Source organism: Ralstonia pickettii (assembly GCF_030582395.1).
GTDB classification, from domain to species: Bacteria; Pseudomonadota; Gammaproteobacteria; order Burkholderiales; family Burkholderiaceae; genus Ralstonia; species Ralstonia pickettii_D.
Genome location: NZ_CP104382.1, coordinates 183,481 through 200,610 on the forward strand (window position 1 = coordinate 183,481; position 17,130 = coordinate 200,610).

At 64.2% G+C, this 17,130-nt stretch carries 19 protein-coding genes, 1 pseudogene and 1 riboswitch; of the genes and pseudogenes, 15 read left to right on the top strand and 5 right to left on the bottom strand.

The window, feature by feature from the left end; genetic code table 11:
- Positions 1-45: 45 nt before the first annotated feature.
- Positions 46-126: riboswitch (cyclic di-GMP riboswitch) on the bottom strand.
- Between the two features lie 138 nt (positions 127-264).
- The 4 genes and pseudogenes from N5B55_RS17625 to N5B55_RS17640 all read left to right on the top strand — a co-directional run.
- Positions 265-620: pseudogene (locus N5B55_RS17625) on the top strand (NAD(P)H-dependent oxidoreductase); the annotation flags it as partial.
- A gap of 109 nt (positions 621-729) precedes the next feature.
- A complete protein-coding gene (locus tag N5B55_RS17630) occupies positions 730-1,512 on the top strand; it encodes a sulfite exporter TauE/SafE family protein (protein ID WP_304540729.1) in 783 nt (260 codons plus the stop codon).
- A gap of 33 nt (positions 1,513-1,545) precedes the next feature.
- Positions 1,546-1,941 carry a carboxymuconolactone decarboxylase family protein gene (locus N5B55_RS17635; RefSeq protein WP_009240327.1) on the top strand — a complete coding sequence of 132 codons (396 nt, stop codon included), beginning with the start codon at positions 1,546-1,548 and terminating at the stop codon, positions 1,939-1,941.
- A gap of 35 nt (positions 1,942-1,976) precedes the next feature.
- Entirely contained in the window at positions 1,977-2,786 is an 810-nt protein-coding gene (locus N5B55_RS17640; protein ID WP_304540733.1) for an alpha/beta fold hydrolase, read from the top strand.
- A 158-nt stretch (positions 2,787-2,944) separates the two neighbouring features.
- On the opposite strand, the gene N5B55_RS17645 is transcribed toward N5B55_RS17640, so the two are convergent.
- The gene (locus N5B55_RS17645; protein WP_178961610.1) at positions 2,945-3,448 is read right to left on the bottom strand and encodes an acyl-CoA thioesterase; all 504 of its coding nucleotides are present in this window, start codon (positions 3,446-3,448) and stop codon (positions 2,945-2,947) included.
- A gap of 172 nt (positions 3,449-3,620) precedes the next feature.
- Between N5B55_RS17645 and N5B55_RS17650 the strand changes: the two genes are divergently transcribed.
- The 11 genes from N5B55_RS17650 (at position 3,621) to N5B55_RS17700 (ending at position 12,899) form a co-directional block, all read left to right on the top strand.
- The gene (locus tag N5B55_RS17650; protein WP_304540736.1) at positions 3,621-4,016 is read left to right on the top strand and encodes a DUF2946 family protein; all 396 of its coding nucleotides are present in this window, start codon (positions 3,621-3,623) and stop codon (positions 4,014-4,016) included.
- Positions 4,017-4,112: 96 nt separating this feature from the next.
- Positions 4,113-4,454 (top strand): hypothetical protein, encoded by a 342-nt coding sequence (locus N5B55_RS17655; protein WP_304540737.1) that lies wholly within the window; start codon positions 4,113-4,115, stop codon positions 4,452-4,454.
- A gap of 8 nt (positions 4,455-4,462) precedes the next feature.
- Positions 4,463-5,872: a TolC family protein gene (locus tag N5B55_RS17660; protein ID WP_304540740.1), complete on the top strand. Its 1,410-nt coding sequence runs from the start codon at positions 4,463-4,465 to the stop codon at positions 5,870-5,872.
- 2 nt (positions 5,873-5,874) lie between these two features.
- Positions 5,875-7,173 (top strand): copper oxidase, encoded by a 1,299-nt coding sequence (locus N5B55_RS17665; protein WP_304540742.1) that lies wholly within the window; start codon positions 5,875-5,877, stop codon positions 7,171-7,173.
- A gap of 42 nt (positions 7,174-7,215) precedes the next feature.
- Complete coding sequence (locus N5B55_RS17670; protein WP_304540743.1) at positions 7,216-7,704, top strand: cupredoxin domain-containing protein; 489 nt, start codon at positions 7,216-7,218, stop codon at positions 7,702-7,704.
- 37 nt (positions 7,705-7,741) lie between these two features.
- The gene (locus N5B55_RS17675; protein WP_304540745.1) at positions 7,742-8,062 is read left to right on the top strand and encodes a copper-binding protein; all 321 of its coding nucleotides are present in this window, start codon (positions 7,742-7,744) and stop codon (positions 8,060-8,062) included.
- 290 nt (positions 8,063-8,352) lie between these two features.
- Positions 8,353-9,456, top strand: coding sequence for a glycosyl transferase family 90 (locus N5B55_RS17680; protein WP_304540747.1), 1,104 nt, complete (start codon positions 8,353-8,355; stop codon positions 9,454-9,456).
- Positions 9,457-9,581: 125 nt separating this feature from the next.
- Positions 9,582-10,373, top strand: coding sequence for a phytanoyl-CoA dioxygenase family protein (locus N5B55_RS17685; RefSeq protein WP_304540749.1), 792 nt, complete (start codon positions 9,582-9,584; stop codon positions 10,371-10,373).
- A gap of 97 nt (positions 10,374-10,470) precedes the next feature.
- Complete coding sequence (locus N5B55_RS17690; protein WP_065853955.1) at positions 10,471-10,692, top strand: hypothetical protein; 222 nt, start codon at positions 10,471-10,473, stop codon at positions 10,690-10,692.
- A 220-nt stretch (positions 10,693-10,912) separates the two neighbouring features.
- Entirely contained in the window at positions 10,913-11,353 is a 441-nt protein-coding gene (locus N5B55_RS17695; protein ID WP_304540754.1) for a DUF2141 domain-containing protein, read from the top strand.
- A gap of 19 nt (positions 11,354-11,372) precedes the next feature.
- Positions 11,373-12,899, top strand: coding sequence for a carotenoid oxygenase family protein (locus N5B55_RS17700; protein ID WP_304540756.1), 1,527 nt, complete (start codon positions 11,373-11,375; stop codon positions 12,897-12,899).
- Positions 12,900-12,983: 84 nt separating this feature from the next.
- Here the strand turns inward: N5B55_RS17700 and N5B55_RS17705 are convergent, their stop codons facing one another.
- The 4 genes from N5B55_RS17705 to N5B55_RS17720 are packed head-to-tail and all read right to left on the bottom strand — an operon-like array spanning position 12,984 to position 16,934.
- A complete protein-coding gene (locus N5B55_RS17705; protein WP_116576679.1) occupies positions 12,984-14,465 on the bottom strand; it encodes an AMP nucleosidase in 1,482 nt (493 codons plus the stop codon).
- A gap of 47 nt (positions 14,466-14,512) precedes the next feature.
- The gene (locus N5B55_RS17710; protein WP_304541848.1) at positions 14,513-15,280 is read right to left on the bottom strand and encodes an amino acid ABC transporter permease; all 768 of its coding nucleotides are present in this window, start codon (positions 15,278-15,280) and stop codon (positions 14,513-14,515) included.
- A 2-nt stretch (positions 15,281-15,282) separates the two neighbouring features.
- Positions 15,283-15,993 carry an amino acid ABC transporter permease gene (locus N5B55_RS17715; RefSeq protein ID WP_304541851.1) on the bottom strand — a complete coding sequence of 237 codons (711 nt, stop codon included), beginning with the start codon at positions 15,991-15,993 and terminating at the stop codon, positions 15,283-15,285.
- 53 nt (positions 15,994-16,046) lie between these two features.
- Positions 16,047-16,934 carry an ABC transporter substrate-binding protein gene (locus N5B55_RS17720; RefSeq protein ID WP_304540758.1) on the bottom strand — a complete coding sequence of 296 codons (888 nt, stop codon included), beginning with the start codon at positions 16,932-16,934 and terminating at the stop codon, positions 16,047-16,049.
- Between the last annotated feature and the right edge of the window lie 196 nt (positions 16,935-17,130).

Here is a 17,130-nt window from a genome sequence, read left to right on the forward strand (position 1 = left end):
GCCATTCTGTGCGTGTGTCATCAGGCCCGCTCCCGGTGCGGGTTGGCGGGCAACTGGCTGACTTCGTTCAGCGAAGTCCCTATAGCTTTGCGTCGCCGGATCACTCCGGTTTTGCCCAGACCTCTGGGTGAGAACCCATTGGAAAGAGACTCTACCGGGGCTGCGCCGGCCCGGCAAACGGAGATTGCGCAAAAGGACCTGGCAGCCATGCGAAGCGTTGTCGGCAGCCCACGTTGCGCATTGCCACGGCTATCCACCATCGCCTCGCTCGCCGGCAAACGCGCCATGCTGATCGTTACCACGGGCGGTTGGGAGTCGCACTACAGACCGCGCGGCATCAATGGCCCGATCGACGACATCTTGTTCCCGATCCTGCACGGCTTCCGTATTTCCCCGCTTTCGATGTGGTGCCGCCGTTCGTGAGCTACCGCACCGGACGCATGGACGAGGCACGCTTTGCGCGGATCACGCGGGCGCTGGCCGAGCGACTGGACGCCTTGTTCACCACTGCGCCGATCCCCTTCCGCCGGCAGAATGCGGGTGATTGCGAGATTCCGGCGCTCACGTTGCGGGATGGAATCGCACCCGGGAAATCAGGCTTCGCTGCGCATCTTGCGTAGACCCCTGCGTGACGACGGGCGCTACAATTCGAGCTTCACTTCCGGCGGCGCGCTGTAGCGGATACAGCGCGCCGCCGCGTTTGTTTCTCGTCCCCCCTTTCTTGTCGGCATGGCGTCTCACGCGGTTCTCACGGCTCTGGCCAATGTGCTGCTCGGCATGGGCCTTGGCGTTGCAGGCGGTTTGCTCGGCATTGGCGGCGGGCTGATCGCCATTCCTGTGCTCGGCTATCTGTATGGAATGGACCAGCACCTGGCTCAGGGCACTGCGCTGGTGATGATTGCGCCCAATGTGCTGATCGGCTTCTGGCGCTATCACCAGCGGCATCCGGTGCATCTGCGCTCCGTTGCGCTGATCTGCGTGTTCTCGATGGCGGCGACCTACGTTGCCGCACGTTTTGCAGCGGGCCTCGATGCCCATCTGCTGCATACGGCGTTTGCGGTATTTCTGATCGTGCTGGCGCTGTACTTTGCCTCGCAGCTCAAAGCGAAGCCGCATGCCGGTGATACGGCGCACGCTGCTCCACGTGCCATGCCGGCCGCTGCCCTGCCATTGATGGGCGTCGCCAGCGGAGCGATGTCGGGCATCTTCACGGTGGGCGGTGGGCTGGTGGTGGTGCCGGCGCTGGTGACGTTCTTCGGAATGCCGCAGACGCGTGCCCAGGGCATGGCGCTCGCGCTGGTGGTGCCGGGCTCGTTGATCGCACTTGCCACGTATGCGCATGCCGGCCATGTGGATTGGGGAACGGGCATCCCGCTGGCAGCCGGTGGTATAGCGAGCGTGTCGTGGGGTGTCGCGTTGGCGTATCGCTTTTCAGCGCGGCGTCTGCGGCTGGCGTTTTGCACCGTGCTGCTGGGTACCGCGCTGATGATGCTGCTGGTCAAGCCAGCCTGATTGGCTGATTTTTTCAGAACGGAGGAGGGCATCGTGTCGGAGCAAGACAAGCAGGCCGGACGCGCACGCCGGGCGCAGGTGATGGGCGACGCATTCGTGGAACGGGCGATGAGCGGGCTGGATGCCTTCTCGGCGCCGCTGCAAGACTGGCTGAACGAGCACGCCTGGGGCAGCACGTGGCAGCGTGAGGGCATCGACCTCAAGACGCGCAGCCTCTGCACCTGCGCGATGCTGGCCGCGCTGGGCCGCAGCACTGAACTGAAGGGCCATGTGCGGGGCGCCCTCAACAACGGCGCAACGGCGGTGGAGATCCGCGAAGTGCTGCTGCATAGCGCCATCTATGCCGGCGCACCGGCTGCCATTGAGGCGTTTCGTTCGGCGCGTGAGGTGCTCAACGAACTCGGTATCGAGATCGAAGAGGCACGCTAGCGGCGCTTTGCTATGCCAACTGAGACCTGATCGACATGGATGCCTTCGACGACGATCTGACGGAGTTTGCAGCCCACGGGGCTAAACCGCTGCCGGCCCCCGCTGCGCAAGGGTATGTCGAGCACGATGGCGCCCGCATCTGGTATGCGACCTTCGGCACCGGCAGGCCGGTCATCCTGATGCATGGCGGGCTGGGCCACAGCGGCAACTGGGGGTATCAGGTGCCGGCACTCATGACTGCCGGCTATCGGCCCATCGTCATCGACAGCCGCGGACACGGCCGCAGCACACGCGATGCGCAACCTTATGCCTACACACGCATGGCGTCTGACGTGCGCGCCGTCATGAATATGCTGCGCATCGACTGCGCGCCGTTCATCGGCTGGAGCGATGGTGCTTGCGTTGCGCTCACCCTGGCCATGCAGACACCGGAACGCGTTATGGGCGTGTTCTTCTTTGGCTGCAACATGGACCCAAGTGGCGCCAAGCCTTTTGAACCGACGCCCGTCATCGATCGCTGTTTTGCGCGCCACCGAAAGGATTACACCGCGCTCTCATCCACGCCCGACGATTTCGATGCATTCGTCGCGGCCGTCACCGAAATGATGCAGACGCAGCCGAACGCAACGGCCGCGGAGCTGGCGGCGACGCGCGTGCCCGTGACGATCGCACACAGCGAACACGACGAGTTCATCCGCCCCGAACACGCCCACTATCTGGCGCGGACCATCCCAGATGCCCGGTTCGTATTGCTGCCGGGCGTGAGCCATTTCGCCCCATTGCAGAAGCCCGCGTTGTTCAACGACGCCGTGCTCGCATTTCTGCACGGGCTTCCTCCGCTGTAGGCTGCGTCAGGGCCGATGCGTTATCCACAGAAACAGTGGGTAAGCCTGTGGATAACAATGCGCGACCGCGGTACCACGCGGTTCGCAGTGCTTTGCCGTCTGCGTAGGCAGGCTGGCGCGACGCGGGGTGTCGCCGCGCTGCCGATTTCAATGTGCGTTTAATTGTTCGCGACGGGCGGGCTGTACGTTGCTTTGATGGCCTTGTGCCGGGCTTCCATTTCCTGGCGCAGGGCGCGGCGCTGCTGCGCGGCTTCAAAGCGTTCCTTTTCCTCTGCGTTGGCGGGCATCAGCGGCGGTACGTCGGCCGGTTTGCCGTCGTCATCGACAGCCACCATCGTGAAATAGCAGCTGTTGGTATGGCGCACGACCTGGTTGCGGATGTTCTCCGTGACCACCTTGATGCCGATTTCCATCGACGTGCGGCCGGTGTAGTTGACCGACGCCAGGAACGTCACCAGTTCACCCACGTGAATCGGCTGGCGGAACACTACCTGGTCCACCGACAGCGTGACCACATAGCGGCCGGCATAGCGGCTCGCGCATGCATACGCAACCTGATCGAGAAACTTGAGGATGTGGCCGCCGTGCACGTTGCCGGAAAAATTGGCCATGTCGGGCGTCATCAGCACGGTCATGCTGAGCTGGTGGGATTGCGTATTCATGGGGCGTTGAAGCAGAAATGATGGGGAAAGCAGGGCGCGCAGAAATGGGTACGCAACTGCCAGCCATTGTGCCGTGCGCGGCGCACGTTGTGCTGCATTGCGTGAAATTTGATGGCATCGCGCTACACTAGCGCCTTCCGCCGCAAACGATTTTCAGCCCATCCGGTTTTCGATGCACCGCTTGCTGACCCGCCTCCTGCTCTGGCTGGTCGTCCTGGCACTGCCCCTGCAAGGGTTTGCCGCGACGGCCATGATGGCGCGCGGCGGTGCAATGGACGATGCGGCGGTTGTCATGGTCGCGCCGGAGGACGGTGCCGTCATTTCCGGTGCCTGCCATGAGCACGAAGACGCCATGACTTCCGGCGCCGAGTCGAAAGCGCCGGCACAGTCGCACTGCAAGACCTGCCCGATCTGCGCGACGTGTTCGCTCGGTTCGGTCGTCCCCCTGGCCGCCAGTCTTGGTGTGCCGCTGATCAAGCTGCCGGCCGCTGCGCCGCGTGGCCTCGCCGTTTCCTTCCGCAGCTTCATTCCCGAAGCGCTTCAACGTCCACCCTCGATTCGCGTTTGACGCCACCAGTCCGTCCATAGAGTGGGCTGGCCTCTGGTTCTGCGGCTTCGTGCACGGCACGCGGCCGTATGTCATCACGCCTGATCGAGGTTTCTCATGCTTTTCACACGAAGGTTCGTGGCCGCCGCGCTGCTGGCGTTGGCGCCGCCATGGGTTTTGGCGCAGGGCGGGGCGTCTGCGCCGACAGCTTCCCCAACTGATCCACTGAACGCGGACGCCGCTGTGCCGGACATAGCCGCGCCGCGCACATTCGACAGTTATCACGCGTATCGCGATACCGGACCCGCACCCTGGCGCGAGACCAACGCGGCCGTGAGGCCCCAGCCCGGCGGCGCGGCGCATGGCAGCCACGCAGGACACAGCCTGCCCGCGAGCGCGCCGGCCGCTTCCTCCAACAAGCCTGCCGGCGAGTCCATGCCCGGCATGCATCACCACTAGGAGGCACCGTGCTCAAACCATCCACATGCCGCCTTGTCCTGTGGGCGCTGGCCGCCACGCTGCTGCTGGGCGGCTGCGCCACCATCACGCAAGACAGCGGCTTCAAGACCGTTGCCGATGTGGCGCGCGAAAGGCTCGGGAAAGACGCCACGTGGCAGCGTTCACCGGAAGCACGCGACAGCGCCGCGCAACGCACGCGCGAGCTGCTCGCCCAGCCCCTGACGATGGACACTGCCGTGCAGATCGCACTGCTGAACAACCGTGGTCTGCAGGCTTCGTATGCGGAGCTGGGCTTGTCCGAAGCCGCGCTCGTGCAGGCCAGCCGCTTGCCGAATCCCGGTTTCAGTTTCAAGCGCACGCGCCGCGGCGGCGACTTGTCGATCGAGCGCACGTTCTCGCTGTCGTTCCTGAACCTGCTGACGTTGCCGATGGCCACGCGCATCGAAGGCCGTTACTTCGAGCAGACCAAGTTGCTGGTCGCCAACCGGATGCTGCAGGTGGCCGCAGAGACACGCCGCGCATACGTCAATGCCGTCGCTGCGGAGCAATCTGCGCGCTATGCCGAGCAGGTTCAGCAAGCCGCCGAAGCCGGGGCCGAGTTCGCCAAGCGCCTGGCGTCTGCGGGCAACTTCAGCAAGCTGGATCGCGCGCGTGAGCACGCTTTCTATGCAGAGGCCACCGCCACCTTGGCGCGCGCGCGCCAGCAGGCGCAGGCCGAGCGCGAAGCGTTGATCCGCCTGCTGGGTGTATGGGGCGCAGATACCGACTTCAAGCTGCCGGAACGGCTGCCCGACCTGCCGAAGGATCGCCCTGAACTGCAGCAGATCGAGGCCTATGCGCTGCGCAACCGGCTCGATATCCAGGCCGGCAAGTTGCAGGTCGAGGGGTTGGCATCGTCGCTGGGGCTCACGCAGGCTACGCGCTTCATCAACGTGCTCGACCTCGGCTACGTGCGCAACAGCAAATCCAACGAACCACGCGAAACGGGTTACGAGATCAGCATCGAGATCCCGCTGTTCGACTGGGGCGGCGCCCGCGTGGCACGTGCGCAGTCGATCTACATGCAGGCCGCCGATCAGCTTGCCGACACGGCTGTGCGTGCGCGTTCCGAAGTGCGCGAATCGTACGTGCGCTACCAGACCGCATACGACCTCACGCGCCACTACCGCGACGAGGTCGTACCCGTGCGCAAGCGCATCTCCGACGAGATGCTGCTGCGCTACAACGGCATGCTCGTGAGTGTGTTCGAACTGCTGGCCGATGCGCGCGAGCAGGTGAATGCCGTGAACGGCTACATCGACGCGCTGCGCGATTACTGGATTACACAGACCGACCTGCAGATGGCGCTGGGCGGCAAGCTGCCGACGGCTGAAGCGAATGCGGCCACCACAGCGCCGAACCCTCCTCAAGGACATTGAACATGGTTTCCCGACGTCAATTTCTCGGCGGCACGGGCGCGGCCATGCTGGGCGCAGCGATGGTCTCGCGCGCTGGCGCGGCCTCGCTGCCCGAAGCACCGCTGCAAACGAAGCCCGCCACGCAACCGCCCCTTGCGCCGCCCAACGGCCGGCCCTACAACCCCGTCGTGACCCTCAACGGTTGGACGCTGCCATGGCGCATGCGCGGTGGCTGGAAGGAGTTCCACCTCGTGGCCGAACCGGTCGAGCGCGAATTCGCGCCCGGCATGACGGGCCACCTCTGGGGCTACAACGGCCAGAGCCCCGGCCCGACGATCGAATGCGTGGAAGGCGATCGCGTGCGCATCTTTGTCACCAACAAGCTACCCGAGCACACCACGGTGCACTGGCACGGCATGATCCTGCCCGCCGGCATGGACGGTGTGGGTGGCCTTTCGCAGCCGCACATTCCACCGGGCAAGACCTTCGTCTACGGGTTCGAGATGAAGAAGTCCGGCACCTTCATGTACCACCCGCATTCCGACGAGATGGTGCAAATGGCGATGGGCATGATGGGCTTGATCGTCGTGCATCCGAAAGACCTGGCGCAGCACCGTGTCGACCGCGATTTTGTCTTCCTGCTTGCCGCGTACGACATCGACCCCGGCTCCTACACGCCGCGCGTGGCGCAGATGACCGACTTCAACATGTGGACGTGGAACAGCCGCGTCTTTCCCGGCATCGACCCATTGCCGGTGCGTCTGGGCGACCGCGTGCGCATCCGCATGGGCAACCTCACGATGACGAACCACCCGATGCACCTGCATGGCCACACCTTCGAAGTGGCCGGCACAGACGGCGGCTGGGTTCAGCCCAGCGCGCGCTGGCCGGAGGTGACGACGGACATTGCCGTGGGCCAGATGCGCGCCATCGAGTTCATCGCAGACAACCCCGGCGATTGGGCCTTCCACTGCCACAAGTCGCACCACACGATGAACGCGATGGGGCACAACGTGCCGACCATGATCGGCGTGCAGCAGAAAGACCTCGCCAAGAAAATGAACGCGCTGGTGCCCGACTACATGGGCATGGGCCAGGCCGGCATGGCCGACATGGGCGAGATGGAAATGCCTCTGCCCAACAACACGCTGCCCATGATGACGGGGCAGGGCCCGTTCGGCGCCATTGAAATGGGCGGCATGTTCACGGTGATGAAGGTGCGCCGAGATCTGCCGCGCAACAGTTATGCGGACCCCGGTTGGTACAAGCACCCCAAGGGCACCGTCGCCTACGAATACACCGGCACCGGCATCGACGACTGAGCGATGCCTCAATCCACATCCAATACGAAACCGAGACCGAACATGCAACGCAATCTGATCCGTTCCACCTTCCTGGCCGCGCTGATGTCCATGGCCGCCATCGTCAACGCCTCCGGCAATCACGCCGGCGGGCATGACCACAGCGATGCCGCCATCGGTGAACCCGGCGACGCGACCCGCATCACGCGCACGGTGCACGTCGACATGACCGACACCATGCGCTTCACCCCCGCGCAGATCACCGTTCAGCGCGGCGAGACCATCCGCTTCGAAGTCATCAACAGCGGGCAGGTGCGGCATGAGATGACGCTGGGCACGCCGGCCGATCTCGTTGCCCACGCCGAGCAGATGCGCAAGCACCCCGAGATGGAGCACGCCGACGCCAACGCCGTCACCGTTGACCCGGGCCAGCGCGGCGAGATCGTCTGGCACTTCTCGCGCACCGGCCCGGTGGAGTTTGCGTGTCTGCAGCCGGGGCATTTCGAGGCCGGCATGCGCGGCGCCGTGCAAGTGCGCGGCAACAAGTCCTGACCCCTCCCCAACCATCTCGTTCGACAAGGAGCCCAACATGTTTCGTCACGCCCTGATGCTGACCGCGCTGCTGGCCGGCGCGCCGTTCGTCCACGCAGCGGAAGACGCTGCCTTTGCGTCTGCGGCCACCGCTGCCGCCCCCATGTCAGATGGCGAGATCAAGAAGATCGACACCGCTGCGGGCAAGCTGACCATCAAGCATGGTCCCCTCAACAACCTTGGCATGGAGCCGATGACGATGGTCTTTCGCGTCCAGGATCCGGCCATGCTTGGCAAAGTGCAGGTTGGCAGCAAAGTTCGGTTTGTTGCGGAGAAAGTGAATGGCGCACTGACCGTGACGGCCCTGGAGATTCAGTAACAAGAACGCGCGCGGGCGCACGCGTGCCCGCGTTCCATGCAGTGGCCGCAGTACCGATGGCTCGCCAGCCTCGGATGACAGAAAAGTGTGACGTCACGACAACGGCCATGCGGCGGCCAATGCGCACCGTACGCAAGCCGAGGGCTCGGCGTCAGGAATCGTCTCGGGCAGGGCTGAGCCGCAGGATTCTTACGGTACAGTGAGGTCCGCCGCGGATGCGATGCACCGACAGGGCCGACGTGCTGTCTTAAGGGGGGAGCGCGATCGGCTGCATCGGCGGCAAATTTTGAGTGGTTTATGCGCCACTTCATCTGCACGTTGGGGCTTCAAATTTTTCACCCGAAAAGCAGCGCCCCGAAGTTTATTTTTGCGGCATCTTTTGGTTCATGCGTCATCTCACGTACCGTTTGAGCAGGGTCTCTGCAAGAAAATTCTGGTATTACTTTTCGAATGCCTCCAGCCATTTTCTCGCCCGTGCTACAAAAAATGGAAGAGCTGAAGCGATTCTGAAAAAGAAAAGCGATCAGCGGCGTATGCAGGACGTCTTTGATCGATTGAGTTATTACAACTCCGTTTCTGAAACATTCGACCCCAGCAAGAATGCCGTGGAGTATTCAAAGTTCTTGTTGAAATCCTCCACCAGCACCATTGTCAACAAAAATTGTGAAATAGGGAGCACCTATTTCTATGATCTCGTTGATCTGATGGATTATTTTGGCCCGGGCTACAGCTTTGACTACGACTGCGGGGACGTGACCGCTGAGCCGAACCACCCGGCGTTCGTAAAGAGCCGGCCGATCAAGACTAGCCCCCATAACGGGATTCTGCTGAAGCTCGACGCCATCCGGCATTTTTCGCTGGCACGCGACACGATCGCCTTCCACGACAAGAAGCCCATGGCGGTTTTCCGCGGTCCTTGCCATCAGGAGCATCGCAAAGCGTTTGTTGAGCGATGCCACGACCTTCCAAACGTCAATATCGGCGATACTCGGAAATCGGAGATTGGGAAGGCGACTTACAAATCGCCCATGACGATTGCGGAGCAATTGCGATATCAATTCATTGTCAGCGTCGAGGGGAACGACGTTGCAACGAATTTGAAATGGATCATGGCGTCCAATTCGCTTTGCTTCATGCGGCGGCCCCGATATGAGACGTGGTTCATGGAGGGGAGGCTGATCCCGGAAGTCCATTATGTTCTGCTGAAGGATGATTATTCCGACCTCCAGGAGAAAATGGACCATTACCGGAAATACCCGGGCGATGCGCTCGCCATCGTCCGTAACGCCAATCGGTGGGTGGCGCAGTTCCTGAACCGTGACCAGGAGCGCCTGCTCGGTTTGATGGTGATCGCGAAGTATTTCCGATTGTCCGGCCAGCAGGCGTTTTGGTAAGGCTCGGGCAGGACGGCACATACCGCGTTTGATCCTGCGCAGGCCGGTTGCGTGTGGGGCCTGCAACGCATACGGCGGCGCGTTACACTCGTTGTCTTTCGCCGTCTTCGTACGCTCTTTTCGACATGTCTGCGTCTGCCCCCACCGCCGCCCAGGTACACCCGCTTTCCGACGATCAGCAAGCCTTTTTCAAAGAGCACGGCTACGTCGTGTTGCGCGGCTTCGCCAGCCAGCAAGTGAGCGCCGCGTTGCTTGCAGCCGCGCAGGACGGGCTGGGCCGCCCGGCGGCACCTGTGGAGCTGGAGACTGACGTCGGCTATGCCGGCGCACCCCTCTCGCGCGAGGCCGAGGGCGGCCAGACGGTGCGCCGCCTGCTCGACGCCGATTCGCGCGGCACGCCTTATACGGAGTGGGCACGCGACCCGCGCGTGGCCGCCGCGATCGCGCAACTGATCGGTGGCCCCGTCCACCTTTCGCTCGCGCACCACAATTGCGTGATGACCAAACACCCGGCGTTTGGCACCGCCACACATTGGCACCGCGACAGCCGTTATTGGTCGTTCGCACGGAACGAACTCGTGTCGTCATGGCTGGCCCTGGTGGAGGAGACGGTCGACAACGGTTGTCTGTGGGTCATTCCGGGCAGCCACAACCTTGACCTGCCCGCCGACCGGTTCGACGCCAAGCTGTTCCTGCGCCAGGAATTGCCGGAGAACCGGGCGCTGATCGACACCGCGCGTCCCGTGCCGCTGCTGCCCGGTGATGTACTGCTGTTCCACTGCAACACCTTCCACGCCGCACGTGCCAACCAAACGGGCGCGGTCAAATTCTCTGCAGTGTTTACGTATTACGGCCCGAATAACCATCCCCTGCCAGGAACGCGTTCGTCGGCGCGGCCTGATCCGCTGGTCGGTTGAGGTGCGCCCTCCCCCATTTGTAGGTGAGCGGCGGACAGATTTGTGTCACGGGCCTTTGCTAAGGTGGTCTTCCAACGATCAACTACGGGGAACCACAATGCCGATTCAGGAAGTGACACATGGCGCGCATGTCATCTTCGTCGATCCGCTGCAACGCGACGATCATCGCTGGACGGCCCGTTTCCAGATTTGCCGCGCTGGTCATATCGTGCGCGACTGGGAAGACATCGAGATGCCAGAAGGTTTCATCTCGCCCCAGCTTGCGTTGAGCGCCAGCGTGCTGCTAGCCGAGCACCGTTTGTCCAGCTTGCCGCACTAGCCTCCAACGTCATAAGCGCCCGCCCACTCCGGCGGGCGTTTTCATTGGTGCATGCAGCCCGATCCCGAGGCCTTGCAATGCGTTCATCGCCCCGAAGCCACCGTTTGCGCCCACGCATCCGCACTTCGTCGCATGCGGGCTGCCCGTGGCAGGGCCTCCGCCTAAATTGACTCCTGACCGCCGGCCTATCGACGTAGCGCCGGCCATTCAGGAGAGGTTCATGACTGCCCTGTTTTCTCTACCGCGCATTGCGGTGCCCCTGCTCGTGACGACGCTCGCGGCGAGCGCTTCCGCCGCGACCCTGACCGTGGTGGTGGAGGGCGCACAAGGGCGCCAAGGCGCGGTACGCGCCGCGATGTTCCGCGACGCCGCGGGCTGGCTGAAGGCCGATTCGGCCGTCCGCGCTGACATTGCCGCGCTCGATAGCGTATCGGGCAGCAACGTCACCTTCGTGTATCCAGATCTGCCGGCGGGGCGCTACGCGTTGTCGGTCTTTCATGACGCGAATAACGACGGCAAACTTGGCACCAACCCGGCCGGCATTCCCATCGAGCCCTACGGTTTCAGCCGCGATGCACGTGGCCGCTTCGGTCCGCCCGCATTTGACGACGCCGCCATCGACGTGCAGGGCGACCAGCGCGTGACGATCTACCTGCACTGATGCTGAGCGAGGGCCCGTCATGCAACGCCGATCCTTTCTTGCGGCCTTGGGCGCCGCACCCTTTGGTTTGACCTTGACCGACGTGATGGCCGCCACCCCCGACCCGTGGGCTGCCGGGTTTGCAGCAGCTCGCGCGCAAACTCCATGGCTTGCCGGTTACCAGGGTGTCGGCGCCGACATGCCGACCCGCGCGGCGAAGGTGGACGGCGTCTTCCCGCCTGCGTTGCGCGGTGCGTTCTACCGAAATGGCCCGGCACGGCACGAGATCGGCGGCGTGCGTTATCACCATCTCTTTGATGGCGACGGCCTGATCCAGCGCTACGACATCAGCGAGCAGGGCGTGACGCACCGCGGCGTGTTCGTGCGCACCGACAAGTTCGTCGCCGACACCACCGCCGGCCGGCCGTTGCGCGCGACGTTCGGCACCGCCAGCCCGGACATGGAGCCGGCAACCTCGCCGGACAGCATCAACGTTGCCAACACGAGCCTGGTGATGCACGGCGACGAGATGCTCGCGCTGTGGGAAGGCGGCTCGGCCACGCGTGTCGATCCGGATTCGCTGCGCACGCTGGGCGTGCAGACCTGGCGCGACGACTACAAGGGTATGCCGTTTTCCGCCCATCCCAAGGTCGAGCCGGACGGCACGCTGTGGAATTTTGGCGTGAGCAGCGCGGCCGGTCTGCTGACCGTGTACTGCGTGGGTGCAGACGGCGCACTCAAGCGCGTGGAGTCCATCAAGGTTCCGAACATGGCGATGGTGCACGACTTTGCCGTGACGCAGCGCCACCTGGTGTTTCTGCTGCCGCCGTTCGTGTACGACGTGGAGCGGTCGCACGCCGGCATGTCGTTTCTCGATTCCCATGTTTGGCGGCCGCAGCTGGGCATGCGCGTGCTGGTGCTCGACAAAGACGACGTCACGCGCATGCGCTGGCTGGAGTTGCCGGCAGGCTTCGTCTTCCACCTCGGCAATGCGTGGTCTTCGCCGGATGGGCAGGAGATCCACCTCGATTACATCCGCTCGGACGACGCCTCGGTCGTCACCACGTCGCTGCGTGAATTGATGCGCGGGCAGATTCGTCCATCGCCCGGTGCGCGCTACACGCAGGTGCAACTCAACTTGCGAACGGGTCGGGCTGAGCAGTTCAGCACCGCGCACGTGGCCGAATTCCCGAAGATCGACACGCGGCGCACCGCGCAGCGACATCGCGCATTGTTCATGGTGGCCCACACGGCGCCATCGTCGGATGGCGGCCCACAGGCGTTGCACAGCTTCGACACCGTCATGCGCGTCGATACGGAGTCAGGGCAGGCCGAGCAATACCGCTTCGGGCACTGCACGCTGGTGGAAGAACACGTGTTCGTGCCGGCATCGGCCAGCGCCCGTGAAGGCGAGGGTTGGCTGATCGGAACGGTATTCGATGTGGATGCCGGCTGTACGAGGCTGACGGCGTTCGATGCACGGAATGTTTCCGCTGGGCCTGTCGCCACGGCAAGCCTGAACGGCGTGGCGCCGCTCGGCCTGCATGGGTTGTTTCGCGCGGCTTGAACGCAGTGGCGGCTCAGAGCGCGTGCGTCAGCAGGCCGAAGCACTGCCGGAGGCAGCGCCCGCACTCAGCCGCACTGACCCGCGCTACCGGAACGCGGGCTCGTCAAAGCTGCGCAGCTTGCGCGAGTGGAGCGCTTCAACCCCGCTTTCGCGCAACAGGCGCACGGCCTCCATGCCGATGTCCAAATGCTGGCTGACACGCTGGCGGTAGAACAGGTTGGCCATGCCGCGCAGCTTCAGTTCGCCATGCAGCGGCTTGTCGGACACGCACAGCAGGGTGCCGTAGGGCACGCGCAGGCGGAAGCCGTTGGCGGCAATCGTCGCGCTTTCCATGTCGATGGCAATCGCGCGCGACTGGTTGAAGCGGCTGTACAGCGCCTGGTACTTCAGCTCCCAGTTGCGGTCGTCGGTGGAGACCACCGTGCCGGTGCGCATGCGCGACTTCATGTCGGCGCCCGAGAGCCCCGTGATGCGCGCCACGGCCTCCTGCAGCGCCACCTGGATCTCGGCGATGGGCGGCACGGGCACCCACGGCGGCAGGTCCTGGTCGAGCACGTGGTCGTCGCGCACATAGGCGTGGGCGAGCACGTAGTCGCCCAGCTGCTGTGAACGCCGCAGGCCGCCGCAGTGGCCGATCATCATCCAGCAGTGCGGTCGCAGCACGGCCAGGTGATCGGTGATGGTCTTCGCGTTGGACGGGCCCACGCCGATGTTCACCAGCGTCACGCCCAGGCGGTCTTCGCGCACCAGGTGGTAGGCGGGCATCTGGGGGAGGCCCTTGATGCGGTGGGAGTCGTCCGGCGCAGGCATGCCGAGGTCGTGCTCGGTGTCGCCGGGTTCGACAAAGCGGATGTAGCCCTCGTCGTTGCCGTCTTCCATGAGCTTGCGGCCGAGGGCGGCAAACTCATCGACGTAGCGCTGGTAGTTGGTGAACAGCACGAAGCGCTGGAAGTGCTTCGGGTGCGTGGCGGTGTAGTGGTACAGGCGCTGCAGGGCCAGGTCGACGCGCTCGGCCGTGAACATCGACAGGGGCTGCGGTTCATCACCAACCGGGCGGTATGTGCCGTTGGCAATGGAATCGTCGATCTGCGCAAGGTCGGGCAGCGTAAACGCACCGCCCAGCGCGCGCGCCTGTTCGGGCGTGATGTCCACAGTGGACGCTTCCACCACGAACGGCAGCGGAATCGGCCGGTTGCTCACGCCCACCACGACGGGGCTGTTGTGATAGTGCAGGAGGCGTTCGATCTGCACGCGGTAGTAGTCACGGAAGAGGTCCGGGCGCGTAAGCGTCGTACCGTACACGCCCGGATACGCCACTGTGCCCCACGCCGGCCGCGCGTCGCTCACCAGCGTTTTCGGGTCGACGGTGATGCCGAGGTACGGATAGCAGGCGGCGAGGTCTTCGCTGCAGTCCTCGCCGCGCGCAAAGGCGTGGAAGCGATCGCGGATTGCCTGCGCGGAGCGCTCGTAGATGGCGGTGATGCGCTCGACGGCAGTGTTGGCGTCGGTGCAGATCGCCAGGTCGTGCGCGGGATAGAGATGGGTAGTGGCGCGGGTATCGGTCATGTTGTCGATGATACCGACGTTTTGTGAACCCACGATAGCGATGTGACCTAAGTCACGGCATCAGAAACAGGGCGTTCGCGCCAGCGCAAAAAGCGTTGCCAGGTCGACATGGGGGCCGGTTGCGCCGCAGGCGTGCGGGGGCCTGTACGCAACCAATTGGGCAAGGCCTCGATGCCGGTGCACAGCAGGAAATACAGCACGGCCACCGCGCCGAACACCTCGGCCGGGTAGGCCACCGTGCGGCTGTTGACCTGGCTGGCGGCGGTGGACAGTTCCACCACGCCCACGATATACGCCAGCGATGTGTCCTTGACCGTCGATACCCATTGGTTGGCGAGTGACGGCAGCATGATGCGCCACGCCTGCGGCAGCACCACGGTCAGCAGCGCCTGTGGGGGCGACATGCCCAGCGCCAGTGCCGCATTGCGCTGCCCGGCACCGACGGCACGCAAGCCGGCTTCCATGCTTTGGGTGATATAGGCCGCGCCCACGGCGGCAAGCGCGGCGACCACCGTGGCGGTTTCCGGCACCGACACGCCCAGGGCCATGGGGATCAGAAAGTACGCCCAGAACATCAGCATGAGTACCGGGATGGCCCGCAGCGTGGCCAGCAGCCCGCGCAGCAGACGCGCCAACCGGCGCAAGCCCGGCGTGGCGTCGAGCCTGTCCAGCAACAGCGCACAACCGACGCCCGCTGCCGTGGCCATCACGCAAGCCCACAGCGCCATCCACAACGTGAGCGCCGCCCCAGCCAGCGGACCATTCGGATACGGTCCGATCAGCAGGTAACGCAGGTGCAGGAGTACAGCTTCCATCGTCACGCGGGGGCTCCGTCCGGCAGCGTCGATGCCGATGTCCAGCCAAGCCGCCGCAGCACGCGGGGCGCCACCCATTGCAGCAACAGAATCACTCCGGCATACAGCACGGTTGCCACGGCAAAGGCCTGGAAGGCGAGCAGCGTGTCGGTCTCCACCTGCCGCGCGCTATACGCAAGTTCGGCCAGTCCGATACCCATGGCGAGCGAGGTGTTCTTGATGGTGTTGGCGCATTGCCCCAGCAGCGGCAGCGCCGACACACGCAGCGCCTGCGGCAGCACTACGCGCAGGAAGGCGGCACGCGGCGTGAAACCCAGCGATAGCGCGGCCTCACGCTGCCCGCGCGGCACGGCCCGAATGCCGGCGCGCAGCTCTTCCGAGAAGAACGCACCGGCATACAGCGCGATGCCGAACGCGGCCGCCAGAAATTCGAACGATGGCGCAGGCAACCGCCAGGCGCCCACGGCGATGCCGTTCCAGCCGGTGATGGCACCCACCACCTCTTCGCCCAGCAATTGCGCCGCGCCGAAATACCAGAAGAACAGTTGCACCAGCAACGGCGTCTTGCGCAGAAAAGCCACCAGCGCGCGTGCCGGCGACTGCAGCCACGCCAGTGAACTTGCGCGCAGCGCCGTGAGCAACAGGCCAACCGCCAGCCCGCCCGCGATGGCAGCCGCTGACACCAGCAGCGTCATCCCGAAGCCCTCCAGCATCCAGCCGAGATAGCGCGGCGGCAGGGGCTGGAGGAGGGCCGGCAGGCTCAAGCTCACTTGGTGCTGCCGATGATGAAGTCGCGCGGCAGCGGGGCTGCGCTCTTCGGGCCGAACCAGCGGTCATAGATGCGGCCGGCGGTACCGTCCTTCTCGAGACCTTGCAGGATCTGGTCGATGGTGGCCGTCAGCTTGGTTTCACCCTTCGGTACACCGATGCCCATGTACTCGCGCGTCAGCACGAATGGCGAGATCTCCAGTTCGCTGCGGTTGGGCAACGTGGCCAGCAGCGCGCCCAGCTTGGCGCCATCCTGTGCAAATGCCTGGATGGCACCGGTGCGCAGTGCGGTGAGCGCGAGCGGCGAATCGTCATAGGCAATCACGCGGGCGTTGGGATAGCCTTCGCGCAGCGTGGTTTCCTGCGTGGTGCCCTTGTCCACGCCCAGGCGGATGCCGTCTTTCTTCAGATCGTCCGGCTGCTTGAGCACACCCTTTTTGGCGATGAACTGCAGGCCGCTGGCGAAGTACGGCGTGCTGAATTCAATCTGCTTTTTGCGCTCGTCGGTAATGGTGAAGTTGGCGGCCACGATATCGACCTTGCCGGACGTGAGCAGAGGCACGCGGTTGGCCGGGTTGGTGGCGCGCAACTCCAGCTTGACGCCCAGCTTGTTGGCAATTTCCTGCGCGTAGTCCACGTCCAACCCAACGGGTTGACCCGTCTTGGCATCCGCGTATCCGAATGGCGGATTGGCGTCGAACACGCCCACGCGCAGCACGCCCGCCTTCTTGATGTCGTCCAGCTTGTCGGCGTGGGCTTGCGGCGCGTGCAGCACCGCCACTGCGAGCGCGGCCCCGATGACCACCCCCACCGCCTGGCGCGACGATTTTGCCAATGCCGGCGCCAGACCCGACAACGAGAATGCGCGCGAAACGCTTGCTTGCATGACAACCCCCAGATGATTTTTAGGGGGTCAAGCGTAGGGGGATTGTTGCGCTGCGCAAACGAATTCATTGGCAGATCGATATACGCATGCCGGCACGCAACGGCGCAGCCGGGCGCCGCAAAGCCGCACGGGCCTTCAGTTTTTACATTTCCTGCCGATAGAATCGGCGGCTAATCGGGGCGCAACACGCGGTCAT

Bases quoted from the DNA above. Each gene is read 5' to 3' on its own strand.
- N5B55_RS17710 (WP_304541848.1), bottom strand. From the start codon at position 15,280: ATGGAAGCTGTACTCCTGCACCTGCGTTACCTGCTGATCGGACCGTAT.
- N5B55_RS17720 (WP_304540758.1), bottom strand. From the start codon at position 16,934: ATGCAAGCAAGCGTTTCGCGCGCATTCTCGTTGTCGGGTCTGGCGCCG.
- N5B55_RS17655 (WP_304540737.1), top strand. From the start codon at position 4,113: ATGCTTTTCACACGAAGGTTCGTGGCCGCCGCGCTGCTGGCGTTGGCG.
- N5B55_RS17630 (WP_304540729.1), top strand. From the start codon at position 730: ATGGCGTCTCACGCGGTTCTCACGGCTCTGGCCAATGTGCTGCTCGGC.
- N5B55_RS17670 (WP_304540743.1), top strand. From the start codon at position 7,216: ATGCAACGCAATCTGATCCGTTCCACCTTCCTGGCCGCGCTGATGTCC.
- N5B55_RS17665 (WP_304540742.1), top strand. From the start codon at position 5,875: ATGGTTTCCCGACGTCAATTTCTCGGCGGCACGGGCGCGGCCATGCTG.
- N5B55_RS17675 (WP_304540745.1), top strand. From the start codon at position 7,742: ATGTTTCGTCACGCCCTGATGCTGACCGCGCTGCTGGCCGGCGCGCCG.
- N5B55_RS17695 (WP_304540754.1), top strand. From the start codon at position 10,913: ATGACTGCCCTGTTTTCTCTACCGCGCATTGCGGTGCCCCTGCTCGTG.
- N5B55_RS17715 (WP_304541851.1), bottom strand. From the start codon at position 15,993: ATGCTGGAGGGCTTCGGGATGACGCTGCTGGTGTCAGCGGCTGCCATC.
- N5B55_RS17640 (WP_304540733.1), top strand. From the start codon at position 1,977: ATGGATGCCTTCGACGACGATCTGACGGAGTTTGCAGCCCACGGGGCT.
- N5B55_RS17645 (WP_178961610.1), bottom strand. From the start codon at position 3,448: ATGAATACGCAATCCCACCAGCTCAGCATGACCGTGCTGATGACGCCC.
- N5B55_RS17690 (WP_065853955.1), top strand. From the start codon at position 10,471: ATGCCGATTCAGGAAGTGACACATGGCGCGCATGTCATCTTCGTCGAT.
- N5B55_RS17700 (WP_304540756.1), top strand. From the start codon at position 11,373: ATGCAACGCCGATCCTTTCTTGCGGCCTTGGGCGCCGCACCCTTTGGT.
- N5B55_RS17685 (WP_304540749.1), top strand. From the start codon at position 9,582: ATGTCTGCGTCTGCCCCCACCGCCGCCCAGGTACACCCGCTTTCCGAC.
- N5B55_RS17705 (WP_116576679.1), bottom strand. From the start codon at position 14,465: ATGACCGATACCCGCGCCACTACCCATCTCTATCCCGCGCACGACCTG.
- N5B55_RS17650 (WP_304540736.1), top strand. From the start codon at position 3,621: ATGCACCGCTTGCTGACCCGCCTCCTGCTCTGGCTGGTCGTCCTGGCA.